The sequence below is a fragment of the Arthrobacter sp. zg-Y20 genome (genome assembly GCF_030142075.1).
Classification (GTDB): Bacteria; Actinomycetota; Actinomycetes; order Actinomycetales; family Micrococcaceae; genus Arthrobacter_B.
Window position 1 is genome coordinate 189,640 of sequence record NZ_CP126241.1, and the last position, 16,503, is coordinate 206,142.

Annotated in this window: 20 protein-coding genes; 8 read left to right on the plus strand and 12 right to left on the minus strand. The window is 67.4% G+C overall.

Annotated features, from left to right (window positions below):
* Positions 1-46 precede the first annotated feature (46 nt).
* A complete protein-coding gene (locus QNO06_RS00975; protein ID WP_227912459.1) occupies positions 47-1,042 on the minus strand; it encodes a DUF2804 domain-containing protein in 996 nt (331 codons plus the stop codon).
* Between the two features lie 89 nt (positions 1,043-1,131).
* Between QNO06_RS00975 and QNO06_RS00980 the strand changes: the two genes are divergently transcribed.
* From QNO06_RS00980 to QNO06_RS00990, 3 genes are all read left to right on the plus strand, one after another.
* Entirely contained in the window at positions 1,132-1,938 is an 807-nt protein-coding gene (locus QNO06_RS00980) for a carbon-nitrogen hydrolase family protein (RefSeq protein WP_227912458.1), read from the plus strand.
* Positions 1,939-2,130: 192 nt separating this feature from the next.
* Positions 2,131-2,691, plus strand: a complete 561-nt coding sequence (locus QNO06_RS00985) for an RNA polymerase sigma factor (protein ID WP_227912457.1) — start codon at positions 2,131-2,133, stop codon at positions 2,689-2,691.
* Positions 2,675-3,445 carry a hypothetical protein gene (locus QNO06_RS00990; protein ID WP_227912456.1) on the plus strand — a complete coding sequence of 257 codons (771 nt, stop codon included), beginning with the start codon at positions 2,675-2,677 and terminating at the stop codon, positions 3,443-3,445. The genes QNO06_RS00985 and QNO06_RS00990 overlap by 17 nt, the downstream gene beginning before the upstream one ends.
* Before the next feature lie 30 nt (positions 3,446-3,475).
* Here the strand turns inward: QNO06_RS00990 and QNO06_RS00995 are convergent, their stop codons facing one another.
* Both QNO06_RS00995 and QNO06_RS01000 read right to left on the minus strand, forming a co-directional pair.
* On the minus strand, positions 3,476-4,000 hold the full coding sequence (locus QNO06_RS00995; protein WP_227912455.1) for a CoA-binding protein: 525 nt from the start codon (positions 3,998-4,000) through the stop codon (positions 3,476-3,478).
* Entirely contained in the window at positions 3,990-5,342 is a 1,353-nt protein-coding gene (locus QNO06_RS01000) for an O-acetylhomoserine aminocarboxypropyltransferase/cysteine synthase family protein (RefSeq protein ID WP_227912454.1), read from the minus strand. The genes QNO06_RS00995 and QNO06_RS01000 overlap by 11 nt, the downstream gene beginning before the upstream one ends.
* 154 nt (positions 5,343-5,496) lie before the next feature.
* Here QNO06_RS01000 and QNO06_RS01005 point away from each other — a divergent pair, with 154 nt between their 5' ends.
* A complete protein-coding gene (locus tag QNO06_RS01005; RefSeq protein ID WP_227912453.1) occupies positions 5,497-5,757 on the plus strand; it encodes a hypothetical protein in 261 nt (86 codons plus the stop codon).
* Positions 5,758-5,806: 49 nt separating this feature from the next.
* On the opposite strand, the gene QNO06_RS01010 is transcribed toward QNO06_RS01005, so the two are convergent.
* The 3 genes from QNO06_RS01010 to QNO06_RS01020 form a co-directional block, all read right to left on the minus strand.
* Positions 5,807-6,676 (minus strand): ABC transporter permease, encoded by an 870-nt coding sequence (locus QNO06_RS01010; RefSeq protein ID WP_227912452.1) that lies wholly within the window; start codon positions 6,674-6,676, stop codon positions 5,807-5,809.
* The gene (locus QNO06_RS01015; RefSeq protein ID WP_227912451.1) at positions 6,673-7,740 is read right to left on the minus strand and encodes an aliphatic sulfonate ABC transporter substrate-binding protein; all 1,068 of its coding nucleotides are present in this window, start codon (positions 7,738-7,740) and stop codon (positions 6,673-6,675) included. Before QNO06_RS01015 ends, QNO06_RS01010 begins: the two co-directional genes overlap by 4 nt.
* 121 nt (positions 7,741-7,861) lie before the next feature.
* Positions 7,862-8,683, minus strand: a complete 822-nt coding sequence (locus QNO06_RS01020) for an ABC transporter ATP-binding protein (RefSeq protein ID WP_227912450.1) — start codon at positions 8,681-8,683, stop codon at positions 7,862-7,864.
* A 374-nt stretch (positions 8,684-9,057) separates the two neighbouring features.
* Between QNO06_RS01020 and QNO06_RS01025 the strand changes: the two genes are divergently transcribed.
* Positions 9,058-9,669 carry an alpha/beta fold hydrolase gene (locus QNO06_RS01025; RefSeq protein WP_227912449.1) on the plus strand — a complete coding sequence of 204 codons (612 nt, stop codon included), beginning with the start codon at positions 9,058-9,060 and terminating at the stop codon, positions 9,667-9,669.
* Positions 9,670-9,723: 54 nt separating this feature from the next.
* Entirely contained in the window at positions 9,724-10,164 is a 441-nt protein-coding gene (locus QNO06_RS01030; protein WP_227912448.1) for a CoA-binding protein, read from the plus strand.
* 3 nt (positions 10,165-10,167) lie between these two features.
* Here the strand turns inward: QNO06_RS01030 and QNO06_RS01035 are convergent, their stop codons facing one another.
* Positions 10,168-11,040, minus strand: a complete 873-nt coding sequence (locus QNO06_RS01035; protein WP_284162480.1) for a DUF1206 domain-containing protein — start codon at positions 11,038-11,040, stop codon at positions 10,168-10,170.
* A 76-nt stretch (positions 11,041-11,116) separates the two neighbouring features.
* On the opposite strand from QNO06_RS01035, the gene QNO06_RS01040 reads away from it, so the two are divergent.
* Both QNO06_RS01040 and QNO06_RS01045 read left to right on the plus strand, forming a co-directional pair.
* Positions 11,117-11,503: an MmcQ/YjbR family DNA-binding protein gene (locus QNO06_RS01040; protein ID WP_227912446.1), complete on the plus strand. Its 387-nt coding sequence runs from the start codon at positions 11,117-11,119 to the stop codon at positions 11,501-11,503.
* Positions 11,500-12,078, plus strand: a complete 579-nt coding sequence (locus QNO06_RS01045; protein WP_227912445.1) for a DUF1990 domain-containing protein — start codon at positions 11,500-11,502, stop codon at positions 12,076-12,078. The genes QNO06_RS01040 and QNO06_RS01045 overlap by 4 nt, the downstream gene beginning before the upstream one ends.
* Here QNO06_RS01045 and QNO06_RS01050 read toward each other — a convergent pair.
* The 5 genes from QNO06_RS01050 to purS all read right to left on the minus strand — a co-directional run bounded on the left by QNO06_RS01050 (position 12,054) and on the right by purS (position 16,463).
* Positions 12,054-12,590, minus strand: a complete 537-nt coding sequence (locus QNO06_RS01050) for a GNAT family N-acetyltransferase (RefSeq protein WP_227912444.1) — start codon at positions 12,588-12,590, stop codon at positions 12,054-12,056. The genes QNO06_RS01045 and QNO06_RS01050 overlap by 25 nt on opposite strands.
* A gap of 63 nt (positions 12,591-12,653) precedes the next feature.
* Positions 12,654-13,052, minus strand: coding sequence for a hypothetical protein (locus QNO06_RS01055; protein ID WP_227912443.1), 399 nt, complete (start codon positions 13,050-13,052; stop codon positions 12,654-12,656).
* Positions 13,053-13,129: 77 nt separating this feature from the next.
* Positions 13,130-15,433 (minus strand): phosphoribosylformylglycinamidine synthase subunit PurL, encoded by a 2,304-nt coding sequence (gene purL / locus QNO06_RS01060; RefSeq protein ID WP_227912442.1) that lies wholly within the window; start codon positions 15,431-15,433, stop codon positions 13,130-13,132.
* The gene (gene purQ, locus QNO06_RS01065; RefSeq protein WP_442860163.1) at positions 15,433-16,212 is read right to left on the minus strand and encodes a phosphoribosylformylglycinamidine synthase subunit PurQ; all 780 of its coding nucleotides are present in this window, start codon (positions 16,210-16,212) and stop codon (positions 15,433-15,435) included. Before purQ ends, purL begins: the two co-directional genes overlap by 1 nt.
* Positions 16,209-16,463, minus strand: a complete 255-nt coding sequence (gene purS / locus QNO06_RS01070) for a phosphoribosylformylglycinamidine synthase subunit PurS (protein ID WP_227912441.1) — start codon at positions 16,461-16,463, stop codon at positions 16,209-16,211. Before purS ends, purQ begins: the two co-directional genes overlap by 4 nt.
* Positions 16,464-16,503 lie beyond the last annotated feature (40 nt).

Consider the following 16,503-nt stretch of genomic DNA (forward strand, 5'->3'; position numbering starts at 1 on the left):
TGAGGAAGGCCCTGCAGCATGTGATGCTGCGGGGCCTTTCTGCCGGCTACCAGCGGTTCCTGGCCTCCTCGATCCAGCCGCCCAGCCCGTCCAGCGCATACTCGGTCCCGTCCGGAGTGCGGGCGGTTCCGGTCCATGTGCCAAAGGCCTGCCAGGTCCGGGCACTGATCACCACGGCGTTGGTGGCGGCCACCCGCCGGTGGAACGGGGTGAGGACGGCATCGATCCACTCGCCGCGGACCCGCCAGGCCGACGCCGGATCGGCCAGATCGTACTGAAACTCCAGTTCGCCGTCGTAATGGTGCAGGCGTCCGTCAACAATGAGGGCGTTCTCCGTGGCGGGAGTGCCTGCCGTCCACTTCCCGCCGACCTGCAGCCCGAGCCGCACCCCGTCCACCGTGCCGGCACCCGCGCCCCAGTTCCAGCGCCTCGAATACGGCCAGCGGCCGCGCCCGCGGTCCAGGACGGCAAAGGAATCCTCGCCGCCCACGGAATACTCCCGGCCGTCCACGGTGACGGTGCCGGAGACCCGGCGGGCCACGTCCTTGAGGGTGTACTGGTAGCGGCGCCCGGACCAGGGCACCACCACGCCCAGCACATCGCCGTCCGCCTCGGCGAAGAGGTCCGCGGAAACCCGGGGCGACGACGCGGTCAGGCGGGTGCCGCCGTCGGCGTCGTGGAAGCGCAGCGATGATCCGCCGAAGGAACCGAACGCGGTCAGCGGCGGCAGGGTATCCGGCAGGGAAATGTCCGCATAGGAGGGCAGCAGCTTCAGGGGGTCGGCACTGATCTCGTTGCCGGTGCTGCGCTCGAAGACGTAGAGCTGCAGGGTGGCGGCATAGTCCAGGTGCGCAATGGTCAGACCGACGGCCAGTTCCGGGGTGAGGATGCCCCAGTATTCCCAGCGCTTGGTCCGCCAACCCCCGCGGGCCCCTGAGGGTACTACCGGGCGGTGCAGCGGAGTGCGGGAAAACGCGACCGCCGCGGGGTTCAGGAGCCCGCCGGGGGTGCCAAGGTCAACGGGGGCGGTGAGTTCTTCCATGCCGACCAAGTGTAGGGGAGCGCGGGGGCCGGGCAATGCAACCTGGTCTAGGCTGGGAGCACCCAAGCCCGAGACGAAGGTGGTCCGCAGTGTTAGTCAGCGTCGGTCAGTTCAGTCCGTCCGGTGAAGTGCGCGAGAACCTGGATACCATGCGTGCCCTGGCCGGCAAGGCCCGGGCCGAGGGCGCGGAGCTTGTCATTTTTCCCGAAGAGTCCATGTTCAGCATCGGGCAGGTCCAGGGGCCGCTCGCCGCCGCCGTCGACGCGTCCTGGAGCACGTTCGTGCAGCAGCTGTCCCTGCTGGCCGCCGAACTGGAGATCGCCATTGTGGCCGGTGGATACGAGTCCAGCGGCGAGGAACGCCCGTACAACACCCTGGTGCTGATCGAAGCGACCGGGCGGATTGCCGGCACGTACCGGAAACTGCACCTTTATGACGCGTTCAGCTACGCCGAATCGGACCGGATCAAGCCGGGCGACGGCGGCGTGAAGGTTCTGCAGGCGGGCGGACTGCGGGTGGGGGTCATGACGTGCTATGACCTGCGCTTCCCGGAACTCGCCCGGGCGCTCGCGGACCAGGAGGCGGACCTGCTGGCGGTGCCGGCCGCCTGGTTCCGGGGCGAACACAAGATTGATCATTGGGAGACGCTGCTGAAGGCACGCGCCATTGAGAACACGGTCTGGGTGGCGGCAGCAGGCACTTCCAGCCGGCACACTGTGGGCCACTCCGTCATCCTTGATCCCATGGGTGTGCCGCAGGCCTCCCTGGCGGAGGAACGCGAGGCAGTGGCGACGGCGGACGTCACCCGGCAGCGCATCAGCGAGGTCCGGGAGTTCCTGCCCGTGCTCAAGAACCGCCGTTTCGCCGAAAACACCCGGATTATTGACGCCGGATAAGCACCGAAGCACCTGCTGAAAAAAATTTTCCAGGTGCGTAACCTTTTCGTACCCCCCGGCGATTACCTGTTTGTAACGGCCGCGCCGAGGCTTATCCCCCCAACGAGCATCGGTGCGGCCGTTGCACATGCGTCTACGGCTCGGAGCAAGGTAGCATTTGCACCACCCCGCTTCCTACGAAAGTGATCCGTCGTGGCCGCAGCGCTTGCCGAGCAGACGCTCCGTGATGCGCGCGCCCGGAAACCGGCCGCGCTGCGGGAACTCTATGACGACTTCGCACCCGGCATCCTCGGTTACCTCCGGTCCAAAGGCTGTGAAGATCCCGAGGGCCTCACCCAGGAAGTGTTCCTGACGCTGTTCGCCAAGCTGGACTCACTATCCGGCGGCCTTCGCGGGGCACGCACCTTCGCTTTTTCCGTAGCCCATGCCCGCATGGTGGATGACATCCGCCGGCGGGAACGTGAACCGGCGACGGCCGTGTTTGACCCGGAACTGGACAGCAGGTCAACGCAGTCCGCCGAGGAAAGCGCGCTGGGCGCAGACACCGGCGTCGCCTCGTTGCTGCAGGGACTAACACCCCAGCAGCAGGAAGTGCTGCTGCTGCGGGTGGTGGCGGACCTGTCCATCGACGAATCGGCCAAAATCATGGGACGCACTCCCGGAGCGGTGAAGCAGCTGCAACGCCGTGCGTTGGGGATACTGAAAGGCCAACTGGAAGGGAAGGAGGCACCGGACAATGAGCGAGCATCCTGACGACCAAGACGCCCGGTATATCCGCGGCCTCCTGACCGAAGCCGGGGTGGAGGAATCCCCCGAACTGCTCGCGGGCCTCCTGTCCCTGCGGGCACAGGCGCATACCGCTGCACCGGAACCGAGCGGGAAGCTGGCCGCACTGCTGGACGGCGCTCCGGTGCCCCTGAAGTCCAAGCGCCGCCGGGGGATCATTCTCAGCACCGCGCTGATCGGCGCCATGGCGGCCGGAGCCACCGGCGTTGCTGCCACGCAGGATTTCCTGGTGCGCGCGGATCCGGCACCAGTTGTCAGCTTTACGCCGGAGCCTGCGCCCACAGCCGAACGAAGCACGACAGAACTCGTTGTTCCGGAAGAAACTTTCGCCCCGGTGGCCGCGGAAAGTGTGCCGTCAACACCAGAAAATGTTGCTCCCGCACCTGAGCCGGTGCCTGATCCGGCACCGGTTCCCATGCCGGCGCCAGCCGCACCGGTGGAAGCAGTGCCCGCACCCCCAGTTCAGCACGCGCCCGGATATCCGGGCAGCGGGAAAGACGCCGGGAAGAACCCCGGCACATTCGACGGGCCGCCTACCGGTTATATCCCGGGCCAGAACCGGCGCAACGACGGCGGTGTACGGGACACCATGGGCCCTGGCGGCGGTGCGGCGGCGATGTTCAACGGCGGACAGTCCGGCAACGGCGCGCACAACAGCAACGGCCGGGGCCACAACGGACAGGGCAACAACGGCTACGGCTGGCCCGGCGGAGGACGGTAGTCCGCCTCCGCACGGACCCGCCTACACCGCCTACACCGTTAGCTGGCGCCGGGAGGAAATCACTCCGGTGTTGAAGCCGGCGAGGTTCAGCCCGCCGTGGAACCGGGCGTGCTCGATCTTCACGCACCGGTCCATTACCACCCCAATGCCGGCTGCTTCGGCGTCCCTGGCCACTTCTTCGTGCCATGACCCCAGCTGTAGCCACAGGTTCTTTGCCCCCGCAGCCTTTGCTTCCTCCAGCACCCCGGGCAGGTCTTCGTGGCGGCGGAACACATCCACAATGTCCGGTGCTTCGGGAAGGTCCGCCAGCGCGGCGTACACGGGCTGGCCCAGGATCCGTTTCGCCGCGGGGTTCACGAAATAGACCCGGTAGCGGGACGAGGAGAGCAGGTACGTGGCCACGAAGTAAGAGGCACGCGATGGTTTGTCCGAGACTCCCACAATGGCGATGGTCCGGGCACCGCGCAGCAGCGCCAGGCGTTCCGCCGCCGTCGGACCGGTCCAAGTCCTGGTTCCGGAATCTCCGGCGGTGCCGGAAGGAGTTTCAGCGGACATCGGCGGTCTCCTTCGAAAGGTCGGCGGCACCGCTGGCGGCGGCACCGGCGGCACTGGTGCCGGCGGCTGCGGTCAGGGCCGAGTCCAGGTCCCAGAGGATGTCCGCCAGGTCCTCCAGCCCCACGGAAATGCGCACCAGGTCCTCGGATACTCCGGCGGCGGAGAGCTGGTCAGGGGAGAGCTGCTGGTGGGTGGTGGAGGCCGGGTGGATCACCAGCGTCCGGGAATCACCTACGTTGGCCAGGTGCGAGGCCAGTTGCAGGGATTCGATGAACACCTGTCCAGCTGCCCGGCCCCCGGCCACGCCAAAACTGAACACTGACCCGGGGCCCTTGGGCAGGTATTTGCGCGCCCGTTCGTGGTGCGGATGGGAGGGCAGTCCGGCGTAGCTGACCCAGGACACCCGCGGGTCCGCTTCCAGCCACTGCGCCACCGCCAAGGCGTTGCGCACGTGTTCGTCGAGGCGCTGGGCCAGCGTCTCCACTCCCTGCAGGAGGGCGAACGCCGACGTCGCACTGAGTGAGGGGCCTATGTCGCGCAGCTGTTCCGAGCGCAGCTTGGTCAGGAAACCGTATTCCCCGAAGTTGCCCCACCAGGAAACGTTGCCGTAGCTGGGCACCGGTTCGGTCATGGCCGGGAACTTCCCGTTGCCCCAGTTGAACCGGCCGCTTTCCACAATGACGCCGCCCAGGGTGGTGCCGTGCCCGCCGAGGAACTTCGTGGCCGAGTGGATCACAATGTCCGCACCATGCGTGAAGGGCTGCACCAGGTAAGGCGTGCTGAGGGTGGCGTCCAGGATCAGCGGCACCCCGGCGTCATGCGCCACCCGGGCCAGGCCTTCGATGTCTGTGACGTCTCCGCTTGGGTTGGCCACGACTTCGGCATAAACGGCCTTGGTGTTCTCCTGCACCGCGCCGGCATAGTCCGCCGGGTCCGTGCCGGGCACGAATGTGGTTTCGATGCCGAACCGGCGCAGCGTGACGTCCAGCTGGGTGACGGTGCCGCCGTACAGCTGGGCGGAGGCGACAATGTGGTCGCCGGCGGAACAGAGTGCGGCGAAGGTGAGGAACTCAGCGGACATGCCCGACGCCGTCGCCACGGCTCCGATTCCGCCTTCGAGGGAGGCGATGCGTTCTTCGAAGGCCGCAACAGTCGGGTTGCCGATCCGAGAGTAGATGCTGCCGTACTTCTGCAGCGAGAACAGGTTCGCGGCGTCGGCCGTGTCCTTGAAGACAAAGGACGTGGACTGGTAGATGGGTACCGCGCGTGCCCCGTGCAGGGCGTCGGGGGTGCCGCCGGCGTGCAGGGCGCGGGTGCGGAACCCGAACTGGTGCTCACTCATGGGGGCCTTTCGTTGCTGTTGACGGAGGGTGCTGCTGAACTTGGCGGTGCCGGGCCGCCGCGGGGCGGTTCCCCGTTGCGGTTTGCGCCGGGTGTGGGCTTAGGTTGCGGTAGGCAGGGCCGGACACGGATGCATGGGGCGCAGGGAGGCCGCAGTGGACGAATACGTGATAGTTGTGGAAACCGGCTACAAGATGGCCTCGGCCGCGCACCGGATGACGTTCACGGAACCGATGGCGCGCTGGGAAGCGACCCGCACGTTCCTGGAACTGATGGAGGGCAGGCATGAGGACCTGCTGCCGGCCCGGACCGACAGCCACATCCTGGAGGTGTCGGCCACGGAGTTCCTGCGCGTGCACCAGGCCATGGGCGGATCCGTGGTGCTGGACCGTGTCACGCTGACCCGCAAGCACTAGCCCCGCCCTTTCCGCCCTCAGCATGCCGCGGCCGGTCCGGCAACGGCGCTCACGTCCATTTCTTCACCGCCCGGTTCTGTGCCAGCCCCAGGACGGCGTCGGTCGCCTTGCCGAGCACGGCCAGCAGGATGATTGCCAGGAACAACCGGTCGGTCCGCCCGTTGTTCTGGGAATCCGTCAGCAGGAACCCCAGCCCCATGGAGGAAGCGATGAGTTCGGCGGCTACCAGGAACAGCCAGGACTGGGCCAGGGCCAGCCGCAGTCCGGAGAAAACCGCCGGCACCACGGCGGGCAGCTGCACGGTGGTCAGCAGCTTCAGCCCGTGCAGGCCGAAGGCCCGCGCGGCCTCCACCAGGTTCCGGTCAACATGCCGCAGGGCCAAGGCCACTGTGGTGAACACCGGGAAAAACGCGCCGATGGTGATCAGGGTGATTTTCGAATCCTCGCCGATCTTCAGCCACAGGATCAACAGCGGCACCCAGGCCAGGGAGGGCACGGCCCGCAGGGCGCCGATGGCCGGTCCCAGCAGGGTCTCGGCCAGCCGGGACAGACCCAGCAGTGCCCCCAATGCCAGGCCCAGGGTGGAGCCGAGCGCGAAGCCGATCAGGACCCGCTGGGTGGAAATGGCAACATGGCGGCCCAGCTGTCCGCGCTGGAGCAGGTCCGCGGCCGCGGTGTACACCGCGGCGGGGGAGGGCAGCTGGACCGGGCTGAAGGTCCCGGCAGTGGCGGCGAGCTGCCATGCGGCCAGCAGCAGGGCCGGAACCAGCAGGCCCAGGGCCAGCCGCACCGGCCGGCGGTGCAGTAATGATCCGGCGCGGCCCGGTGCCGCTGCGGCCGCCGGTACTGCAGGAACTGCCGGTGCGCTGGCCGGAGAGAGGGTGGGTGTGGCCGGTACCGGGGCGGCAGCAGTACTCATCGGGACGCCGCCACGGCATCAGGGTCGGCCTTGCTGACGTAGGTATCCTCCAGCAGGCCGGCCAGCGCCTCATCAACCTGTTCCTGGCTGGCGACGTCCCCGGTTTCCACCAGGGTCGGGCCGATTTTGGCCAGGACGCGGCGCTGGTCCTCTCCCGGAGCCGGGTCCACGTCCAGGTTGCTGCGTTCGAGGATCACGGTCTTGGCGACGGCGGGGTCCAGTCCTGCGACGTCGGCCAAGATCCCTGCCGTCTCGTCCGGGTGCTCCGCGGCCCAGGCGCGGGCCTTTTCATAAGCGTTGACCACTGCCTGCGCCTGCTCCGGGTTCTCCTCGAGGAAGGATTCGTTGGCCGCGAGCAGGCCGTACGTGTTGAAGTCCAGATTGCGGTAGACCAGCCGGGCCCCGTTCTGTTCCGCCCCGGCCATGATGGGATCCAACCCCGCCCACGCATCCACGGAACCGTTGTCCAGGGCAGCACGCCCGTCGGCGTGCTGCAGCTGTTCCACCGTGACGTCGGACAGGCTGAGTCCCGCCTCGTCCAGGGCCTGGACCAGGAAGAAGTACGGGTCGGTGCCCTTGGTGGCAGCCACGGACTTGCCGGCCAGGTCCGCCACGGAGGTGATGCCGGAATCCGCGCCCACCACCAGGGCGGACCATTCCGGCTGGGAGAACACGTCAATGGCCTTGATCTTCGAGCCGTTGGCCCGGTTGAGCAGGGCCGCGGAGCCGGCGGTGGAACCGATATCGATGGCCCCGGAACGCAGGTTCTCATTGGCCTTGTTGGAGCCGGCGGACTGTACCCACTCGACCGTCACGCCGTCATCCGCCAGGGAGTCCTCCAGCCAGCCTTGGTCCTTGATGATCAGGCTCAGCGGGTTGTAGGTAGCGAAGTCGATGGTGAGCGTTCCGCCGTCGGCGTCCTGGACGGCGGACGCGCCGGTGGTGTCTTCTCCGGCCACGCAGCCGGTCAGGGACAGGGCGGCGACGGCGGCGAGGGCGCCAAGGGTGCGGGCCGTGCGGGATGGGAGGGAAAAACGGGCAGGGAGGGAAGATCGGCTGAACATGTGGGTTCCTTAGCAGAGGGCCCGCGGGTACGCGCATGCGGGGACAGGGCGGGCAGGGAGCAGTTGAGGACGGCTGAGGGCCGGAAAGAGGAGCCTGAAAAGCAGGCTGGAAAGCGGGAAGCTAGCGGCGTTCGACGCCCAGCAGGGCCAGGAGCTCGCCGCGCATTCGGGCCAGTTCCGCCGAGGCGCGGTCCCGCGGACGGTCGCCGGGTACAGCGACAACGTTGGTGATGGTTGCGCCGGGTGCCCCCGGTTCGGTGCCCAGCACAATGATGCGGTCCGCCAGCTGGAGGGCCTCATCCACGTCATGGGTGACCAGCAGTACCGTGGCGGGGGCTGCCCGGTGCAGGGACAGGAGCAGGTCCTGCATCTTCAGCCGGGTCAGGGCATCCAGGGCCCCGAAGGGTTCGTCCAGCAGCAGGACACCGGGCTCACGCGCCAGTGCCCGGGCCAGTGAAGCCCGCTGCGCCATGCCGCCGGACACCGCCCGGGGCCGGTGCTTGGCGAAGGCGGTCAGCCCCACGAGGTCCAAAAGTTCGGCCACGCGGGCCTTGCCCCGGCTGGCGCTTGAGGATTTGGGCAGGCCGATTGCAATGTTGGCTTGCAGGGTTTGCCACGGCAGCAGCCGCGGCTCCTGGAAGGCGACGGCGCACTGCTCACTGATGCCGTTCACCGGCTTGCCGCCGATCAGGACGGCGCCGGAGGAAGGCCGGTCCAGGCCGGCCGCAGCGCGCAGCAGGGTGGATTTGCCGCAGCCGCTGGCCCCGAGAACGGCCAGTACCTCCCCCGGGACAACGTCGAAACTGACGTCCCGCAGGACTACGTGTTCGTCATTGCCGGTGCCGAAGCTGCGGCCGAGCCGGTCAAACGTGATCGGAAGGGCGGGCCCGGCCGGCTGGGCGGTGCCGGAAGCGGGCGTGGAAGAAGCCAGAACTGCTGTCATAGAAACACTCCATCGTTCCTGGCAGTAGCACCCTACGGAAAGTGTCCTGAGCCGGGATAACGGCTTCCTGCGACACCAGCCTCGTTATTGCCGCACTTCAAGGAGGAAATGCGGCAACCAGGGTTGCTGCGGCTTCATCGATCCAGGTCTCTCAGCCGCTCGGGATGGTCACGCACAACTAAACGCCGGATCCGCACATCCGACAAGTGTTGGCCTGTGAGCCGGTTCACAAAACGACATGTTCCGGCATCGGGCACGGCGGCGTGCAGGGCATTGACCTTGTCCGGCACCGGCTCCTACCGTTGAATTCCGGCCCCGGCCCAGCAGCACCGGCCCAGTGAGCACCAAAGAGCATCCAACGAGCAGGAGCGGTCATGGAACCCAGCGCCTCCGGAACTGTTTCGTCCGCAGACGGAACGCCCATCGCCTGGTCCCGCCAGGGCAGCGGCCCGCCGCTGGCCATAGTCGGTCCCCTCCTGGCGCACCGGAGCAGCCGCGCGACGGCGGCCCTCGCAGGCATCCTGTCCCGGAACCACACTGTGTACACCTATGACCGCCGGGGTATCGGGGAAAGCGGGATCGGTGAGGAATACACGGCCGAATCCGACGTGGATGACCTGCTGGCCGTGCTCCAGGTGGCCGGCGAATCAACGGACCTTTACGGCTTTGACGAGGGAGCGTTCCTGGCGCTGCGGGCCGCCGAGGAGTCGGTGGTGGTCAACCGGGTGGTGGCGCTGGAACCCGCCCTCGCCCCGGCGGAGGGCGAGGACGAACTGCTCGTGATGCAGACCGAAATCGAAGGACTCGGCGGCATCAGCGTCCCGGTCCTCATCCTGGCGGGCAGCGGCAGTGCCGATGAGACGCGGGATCTTGCCCAACGGGCTGCCGATGCCTTGGAATCCGGGGAGTTCCGGCTGCTGGAGGCGGATGCGGGCGGCGTGCCCGACGCCGCGGTGGCAGAGGCCATCGAGTCTTTCCTGGACTGATTGGTCCGGGCGTAAGCTGGAGCCCCATCTTCGGGCAACCACGAAGGACGGCAGATGTCCCAGCTCAATTCCGCCAGCACCGCACACGCCAACGATCCGGAGGTTCTGCGCCGGCTCCTGACCACGCCTGCCCGGTGGGCCGTGGTGGGCCTGTCAAACAACCCGCTGCGCACCGCCGTCGGCGTCTCGCGCTACGTCCAGGACACCCTGGGCATGGAGATCATCCCGGTCAGCCTCAAAGGGGATGACGTGCACGGCAACAAGGGGTACCGGAAACTCAGCGAGGTTCCGGGCAGTATCGACGTGGTGGACTGCTTCGTGAATTCCTCCCGGGTGGGTGACATTGTGGACCAGGCCATCGCGGTGGGTGCCAAGGCGGTGTGGCTGCAGCTGGGCGTAGTGGACGAAGCGGCGGTCGCCCGCGCGAAGGCCGCCGGACTCGACGTCGTGATGGACACCTGCCCTGTGATCGAAGCCCCGCGCTTTGGCCTGTAACGCCTACAGCTTCGCGAAACGGGCCCTGATGATGCCGATGTACAGACCGTAGAGCATCAGGCCGATGCCCACCGCAGCCAGGGCAACCACACCGAACGGCTGGTCGCGCAGCGTGTGCAGGGCGCCGTCGAGGCCGGTGGACTGTTCCGGATCCGACTTCACGGCGGCCAGGGTCAGCAGGATGCCCAGGACCACCAGCGAGATGCCCTTGGCGATGTAGCCGGCTACGCCGGTGATATCCACGGCACGATTCCAAACCCGTCCGGCCACTCCGGTCAGGTTGCCGCGGAAGCGCCGGGTGGCTCCCTTGAAGATGAAGTACCCGCCAATGCCCACAACCACCAGGCCGGCGATCCCCAGCAGCCACTGCCCGGCCGGAACGGCCAGCAGCCGTGCGGTCCAGCTGACGGAGGATGAGCTGCCGTCATTGCTGCCGCGGCCCAAGGCGAAGGAGCCAAAGATGCTGCCGATGCCCGCGTACACAATGGCCTGGCTGGCGTCGCGGGCGCGGTCCTTCCACAGCTCCTTGTCCGACAGTCGCTGGCCCGCCAAGAAGATCCGGCTGAACTGGAACAGCGCCAGGGCGAAGCAGCCGATGAAGCAGAACCAGAGCAGCAGGTAACCCGCCGGCTGGTGCGCCAGAGCGGCCACGGCGCCGTTGGTGTCCGCGTTGCCGGACCGGCCGGCGTCGATCTGCAGGGCGATGGCACCAATGACCACGTGCACTATCCCGCTGGCCACATAGCCCAGCCGGGCAATCCGCTCGAAGGTCCGGGAATCCGCGGCACGCTCCGCTGTTTCCGCCACGGGCCCGCCGTTGCCGTTCTCCTGCGCCACACCAACCGTCCTCTGCTCTACCTGCGATACGCGGGACACGTACCTCCTTCCTCTATCCTGTCATCCGTAGTGGGCGGGAGTGCCGCGGCGCGGCAACCGGGGCTAGGCTTTCGGCATGGATGCGCGTGAGCTGAGGCAGATGTGTTTGGCCCTGCCCGGGGCGTTCGAGGACTTTCCGTTCGGGCCGGAAACATCCGTGTTCAAGGTGCGGGCAGCCGGCGGGCGGGCGAAGATGTTCGCCATGTCGTCATTACAGGTGGACCCCCTGCTGGTCAGCCTCAAATGCGAGCCGGAGTTGGCGCTGCAGCTGCGTGCCGCTCATCCGGAGATCACCGGCGCGTGGCACATGAACAAAACCCACTGGAACCAGGTGGAGGTGGCCGCCGGGCTGGCCCGGGACATGATCCGGGACCTGGTGGAAGACTCCTATGACCTGGTGGTGGCTTCGCTGCCGAAAAAGGACCGCGAATCACTGGCCTGGAAGGGACTCGCGGAGGCATGAACAGCCAGCACCGGGAGCTGACCTACCCGGACCCCGGGCGGACCGAGCGGCCATACCCCTCGCCCATGACGGACCGCTGGCCGGCGGGATACCGGCTGGTCCTGCGCAAGGAGGAGCTGGCCGTGGCTGATCCGGCAGCAGCGTTCCTGCGGCTTGCGGGCGGCCTGCTGGATTGGGACGTGCACCGCGGGGCGGGCCTGTGGGTGGCTCCGGCGACGCCGCGGGCTGCGCCCGGCGTTGAGATGGCCTCCGGGATCGGGCTGGGGAAGGTGCGGTACTACGCTCCGTGCCGGGTGCTGTGGGCGGCGGAACCGGTGCTGGATGACGCCGGGACGCCGCTGCCCGGGCAACGGGCCGGGTTCGGCTACGGGACACTGCGTTGGCACCCGGAAAGGGGCGAAGAGGGGTTTTATGCGGAGCTCGACGACGACGGGCGCCTGTACTTCCGGATCGCGGCCTACAGCCGTCCGGCCAACGCCATGATCGGTGCAGCCAATGCCGTCAACGTCCGGGTTCAGCAGTTCTTCACCAACCGGTATTTTGCGGCTGCCTACCGGCTGGTGTCCGACAGCTGAGAGCGGCGGAAACTGAACCGCAGCACCATGTCGCTTTCTTCCTGCGGCAGGAATCCGGCGCTCAGGAGCACCGATTGGGAAGCTTCATTGGTGGGTTCGGTGAAGGCCAGGACCTCTTCCACCATGGGACGGGTCAGGACGAACCGGGTGAGGGTGATCAGCGCCTCGGCCGCATACCCCTGGCCCCGGCAGGACGGCACCACGTTGTACGTGACCTCCACAGCCCGGTCCAGCGGGATCCCTTCGAAGCCGATGGTGCCCACCACCAGGGAGGTGGAGCGTTCACGGATCATGCGGATGCCGAAGGCAGCGGCCGCCGGAGTCAGCAGCCCGGCTTCAAACGCACGCCGGGCTGCGTCGTAGTCCGCGGGCTGCGGAAAGTCCGGCGCCCAGTCCGTCCCCCGGGTCTGGATGATCAGGGCGTCCACCTCGTTCACCGTCATCAGGTCCAACGACAAACGCTCAGTGGGGAGGCCGGCGTCGGCTGCGCGGTTTTCGGGGATTATGCTCACGAGCTAATTTTGCACGCTGCATGCGCATTTGCCCCCATCCGACGCCCTGAACGGTGTCGGACACTACTTGTTTGCACGCTCATCGCGCTCGAAAAGCATTCGGAAACAGTTCGTTATCAGCAGGGGTGCCACGCCCGTGGAAACGGTGGGCTGATCAAGGCTGAGCGAACCGGCGAGCAGGAGGACGCATACGCCGATCATGACGGCCGCGTATCCGGTCCGGGACCGGTCCTGGGTGAGCACCTGCTCTTCGCCCCGGCTCCGGGCACCGGTCAAGAGCCATACCCCGGTGCCGACTGCGATGAGTCCGGCTGCGGATGCCAGCCAGGCGGAAATCTGCTCATCGCCGCCGGTGAACAGGTACGGCCAGGACAGGATCAGGGGGACGGAGCCGACTGCCAGGCTCGCCAGCCCGCACAGCAGCCGTGCCCGCGCGGTCCGGGCCTCGAGTGTTTTCTCCATACCCCCGGAGCCTACATGGGGAACGTGCAAGGGCCCGGTGGAAGACCGCCGGGCCCTTGCTGCTCATCCGCGCAGGGTTAGCCGAAGTGCCGCGGCAGCGTTCCTTCGTGCGCAGCCTTCAGCTCGTCCAGCGGCAGCACGAAGTTGCTCTGGAAATCCAGCGCGCCGATCTCCGTGTCCACCACGCCGATCCGGGCGTACGGGAAGCCGCGGGCCGAGCACATGTCGTTGAAGCGCACCTCTTCGCTGCGGGCCACGGCCACCACGGCACGGGCCTGGGACTCGGAGAAGAGCATGGTGAACAGGTCCACCCCGTCCCGCTCACAAACCTCGCCGAGCCCGATGCGGGCGCCGACGCCGAAGCGCAGCGCCATTTCGGACAGGGCCGCTGCGAGGCCGCCCTCGGAGAGGTCGTGCGCGGCGTCGATCATGCCGTCGCGGGAGGCGTTGACCAGCAGTTCGCCCAGCAGCTTCTCGGCCTGCAGGTCCACCCTAGGCGGCCGGCCGCCCAGGTGTCCGCGCAGGTTGGCAAACTCGGAGCCGTCCAGCTCGTCCTGCGTGGTGCCCATCAGGTAGATGGCCTGTCCATCCTGCCGCCAGCCCGACGGCGTGCGGCGGGCGACGTCGTCGAACACGCCCAGGACGCCCACCACCGGGGTGGGGTGGATGGCGACGCCGCCGGTCTGGTTGTAGAGCGAGACGTTGCCACCGGTGACCGGTACGCCGAGTTCCTTGCAGCCGTCGGCCAGTCCGCGCACGGACTCGGCGAACTGCCACATCACTTCGGGGTCCTCGGGGGAGCCGAAGTTCAGGCAGTCGGTGACGGCCAGTGGCGTGGCACCGGCGGTGGAGACGTTCCGGTAGGACTCGGCCAGCGCCAGCTTGGCACCCTCGTACGGGTCCAGGTAGGAGTAGCGGCCGTTGGCGTCCGTGGAAATGGCCACACCCAGTCCGGTGGTTTCATCCACGCGGATCACCCCGGCGTCATCGGGCATGGCCAGGGCGGTGTTGCCCTGCACATAGCGGTCGTACTGGTTGGTGACCCAGGACTTGTCGCACATGTTGGGGGAGGCCATCAGCTCCAGGATGGCGTCCTTGACCGCGGCGCTGCCGAACGGGCGTTCCGCGCTGAAGGAGCTGGCCTGGATGGAATCCTGCGCGGCGGGCCGGGACATGGGGCGCTGGTAGACCGGGCCTTCATGGGCCACGGTGCGCGGATCCACGTCCACAATGGTCTCGCCGTCCCAGTCGATGATCAGCCGGCCGGTGCCGGTGACCTCGCCAAGCCAGGAGTACTCCACGTTCCACTTGTCCATGATGGCTTCGAACGCCTCGACGTTCTCCGGGGTCACTACGGCCATCATGCGTTCCTGGGACTCGGACATCAGGATCTCGCCCGGGGTGAGGGTGGGATCGCGGAGCAGCACGTTGGTCAGTTCCACGTGCATGCCGCCGTCGCCGTTGGAGGCCAGTTCCGACGTCGCGCAGGAAATCCCTGCCGCGCCCAGGTCCTGGATGCCTTCCACCACGGAGGATTTGAACAGTTCCAGACAGCACTCAATGAGTACCTTTTCGGCGAACGGGTCGCCCACCTGCACGGCGGGGCGCTTGGAGGGCTTGTCCGCGTCAAAGGACTCGGAGGCCAGCACGGAGGCGCCGCCAATGCCGTCGCCGCCGGTGCGTGCGCCGAAGAGCACCACCTTGTTGCCGGCGCCGGAAGCGTTGGCCAGGCGGATGTCCTCGTGCCGCAGCACGCCCACGGCCAGGGCGTTGACCAGCGGGTTGCCCTGGTAAACGGAGTCGAAGACCAGTTCCCCGCCGATGTTCGGCAGGCCCAGGGAGTTTCCGTAGCCGCCGATGCCGGAGACGATGCCGTGCACCAGCCGGGCGGTGTCCGGGTGGTCAATGGCGCCGAAGCGCAGCGGGTCCATTACGGCCACCGGGCGTGCGCCCATGGAGATGATGTCGCGGACAATGCCGCCGACGCCGGTGGCGGCACCCTGGTAGGGCTCCACGAAGGAGGGGTGGTTGTGGGATTCGACCTTGAAGGTCACGGCCCAGCCTTCACCGATGTCGACGACGCCGGCGTTCTCGCCGATGCCCACGAGCAGGTGTTCCTTCATCTTCTCGGTGACCTTGTCACCGAACTGCTTCAAATGCACCTTGGAGGACTTGTAGGAGCAGTGCTCGGACCACATGACCGAGTACATGGCCAGTTCCGCCGCGGTGGGCCGGCGGCCAAGGATCTCCACGACCTTGCTGAATTCGTCTTCCTTCAGGCCCAGTTCAGCCCAGGGCAGCTCGGTGTCCGGGGTGGCCGCGGCGTGCTCAACGGTGTCGATGCGGAACTTCTTCTGGTCCGCTGCAGGGGAAACGGTCATTACTTGCCTCCGGCAACGAGCGAGTTGAGAACTGAGGAGAAGATGCGCAGGCCGTCGGTGCCGTAGCCCAGGCCCACCTCGCCGTAGGCGGAGGAATCCGGGCCGAAGCCCGGTTCCACGGCGTGCTCGGGGTGCGGCATCAGGCCGACGACGTTGCCTGCGGCGTTACTGATGCCGGCAATGCCGCGGCGGGAGCCGTTGGGGTTTTCGCCGTCGTAACGGAACACCACCCGGCCTTCGCCCTCGAGTTCGTCCAGCGTCTTTTCATCCGCAACGTACTGGCCGTCCTGGTTCTTCAGCGGAATGACCATGCCCGCACCGGGCTCGTAGGCCGAGGTCCAGGCGGTGGTGTTGTTCTCCACGCGCAGCAGCTGGTCCGCGCAGGAGAACTTCAAATGGTTGTTCTTGATCATGGAGCCGGGCAGCAGGTGCGCCTCGGTGAGGATCTGGAAGCCGTTGCAGATGCCCAGCACGGGCATGCCGCCCGCGGCGGCATCCACCACCTTTTCCATCAGCGGAGCGAAGCGGGAAATCGCACCGGCGCGCAGGTAATCGCCGTAGGAGAAGCCGCCGGGAATGATTACGGCATCCACCGACTGCAGGTTCGCTTCGGCATGCCACAGCCCGACGGCGGTGCCGCCGGCGATGGTCACGGCCCGGGCAGCGTCGCGGTCATCCAATGTGCCGGGGAAGGTGATCACACCAACCCGGACCGCCCGCAGGGCGTCATTTTCAGGGGCGACGGAGAAGTCACCAATGAGGGGAGTGCTCAAGGTCAGGCCTCCGGGAGAACTTCGACGCGGGTAACGTCTTCGATCACGGGGTTGGAGAGCAGCGTCGCGGCGGCGTTGCGGGCCTGCTCCAGGATTTCCGGGGTGACCTCCCCGTCCACGGTGAGCTCAAAACGCTTGCCCTGCCGGACGCCGGTGAACCCGGTCAGCCCCAAGCGGGGCAGCGCCCCGGCAATGGCTTTTCCCTGCGGATCCAGGATCTCGGGTTTGGGCATTACATCAACAACGATCCGGGGCATCCGGCAACTCCTGTGAGTGAAATGGGTGGCCGCGGACCCT

What these genes read in the sequence shown, in the direction of transcription:
- purL (WP_227912442.1), bottom strand. Translation starts at nt 15,433, where the DNA reads ATGACCGTTTCCCCTGCAGCGGACCAGAAGAAGTTCCGCATCGACACC.
- QNO06_RS01030 (WP_227912448.1), top strand. Translation starts at nt 9,724, where the DNA reads ATGTCCCAGCTCAATTCCGCCAGCACCGCACACGCCAACGATCCGGAG.
- QNO06_RS01045 (WP_227912445.1), top strand. Translation starts at nt 11,500, where the DNA reads ATGAACAGCCAGCACCGGGAGCTGACCTACCCGGACCCCGGGCGGACC.
- purS (WP_227912441.1), bottom strand. Translation starts at nt 16,463, where the DNA reads ATGCCCCGGATCGTTGTTGATGTAATGCCCAAACCCGAGATCCTGGAT.
- QNO06_RS01025 (WP_227912449.1), top strand. Translation starts at nt 9,058, where the DNA reads ATGGAACCCAGCGCCTCCGGAACTGTTTCGTCCGCAGACGGAACGCCC.
- QNO06_RS01055 (WP_227912443.1), bottom strand. Translation starts at nt 13,052, where the DNA reads ATGGAGAAAACACTCGAGGCCCGGACCGCGCGGGCACGGCTGCTGTGC.
- QNO06_RS01040 (WP_227912446.1), top strand. Translation starts at nt 11,117, where the DNA reads ATGGATGCGCGTGAGCTGAGGCAGATGTGTTTGGCCCTGCCCGGGGCG.
- QNO06_RS00995 (WP_227912455.1), bottom strand. Translation starts at nt 4,000, where the DNA reads ATGTCCGCTGAAACTCCTTCCGGCACCGCCGGAGATTCCGGAACCAGG.
- QNO06_RS00975 (WP_227912459.1), bottom strand. Translation starts at nt 1,042, where the DNA reads ATGGAAGAACTCACCGCCCCCGTTGACCTTGGCACCCCCGGCGGGCTC.
- QNO06_RS00990 (WP_227912456.1), top strand. Translation starts at nt 2,675, where the DNA reads ATGAGCGAGCATCCTGACGACCAAGACGCCCGGTATATCCGCGGCCTC.
- QNO06_RS01000 (WP_227912454.1), bottom strand. Translation starts at nt 5,342, where the DNA reads ATGAGTGAGCACCAGTTCGGGTTCCGCACCCGCGCCCTGCACGCCGGC.
- QNO06_RS01015 (WP_227912451.1), bottom strand. Translation starts at nt 7,740, where the DNA reads ATGTTCAGCCGATCTTCCCTCCCTGCCCGTTTTTCCCTCCCATCCCGC.
- QNO06_RS01010 (WP_227912452.1), bottom strand. Translation starts at nt 6,676, where the DNA reads ATGAGTACTGCTGCCGCCCCGGTACCGGCCACACCCACCCTCTCTCCG.
- QNO06_RS01020 (WP_227912450.1), bottom strand. Translation starts at nt 8,683, where the DNA reads ATGACAGCAGTTCTGGCTTCTTCCACGCCCGCTTCCGGCACCGCCCAG.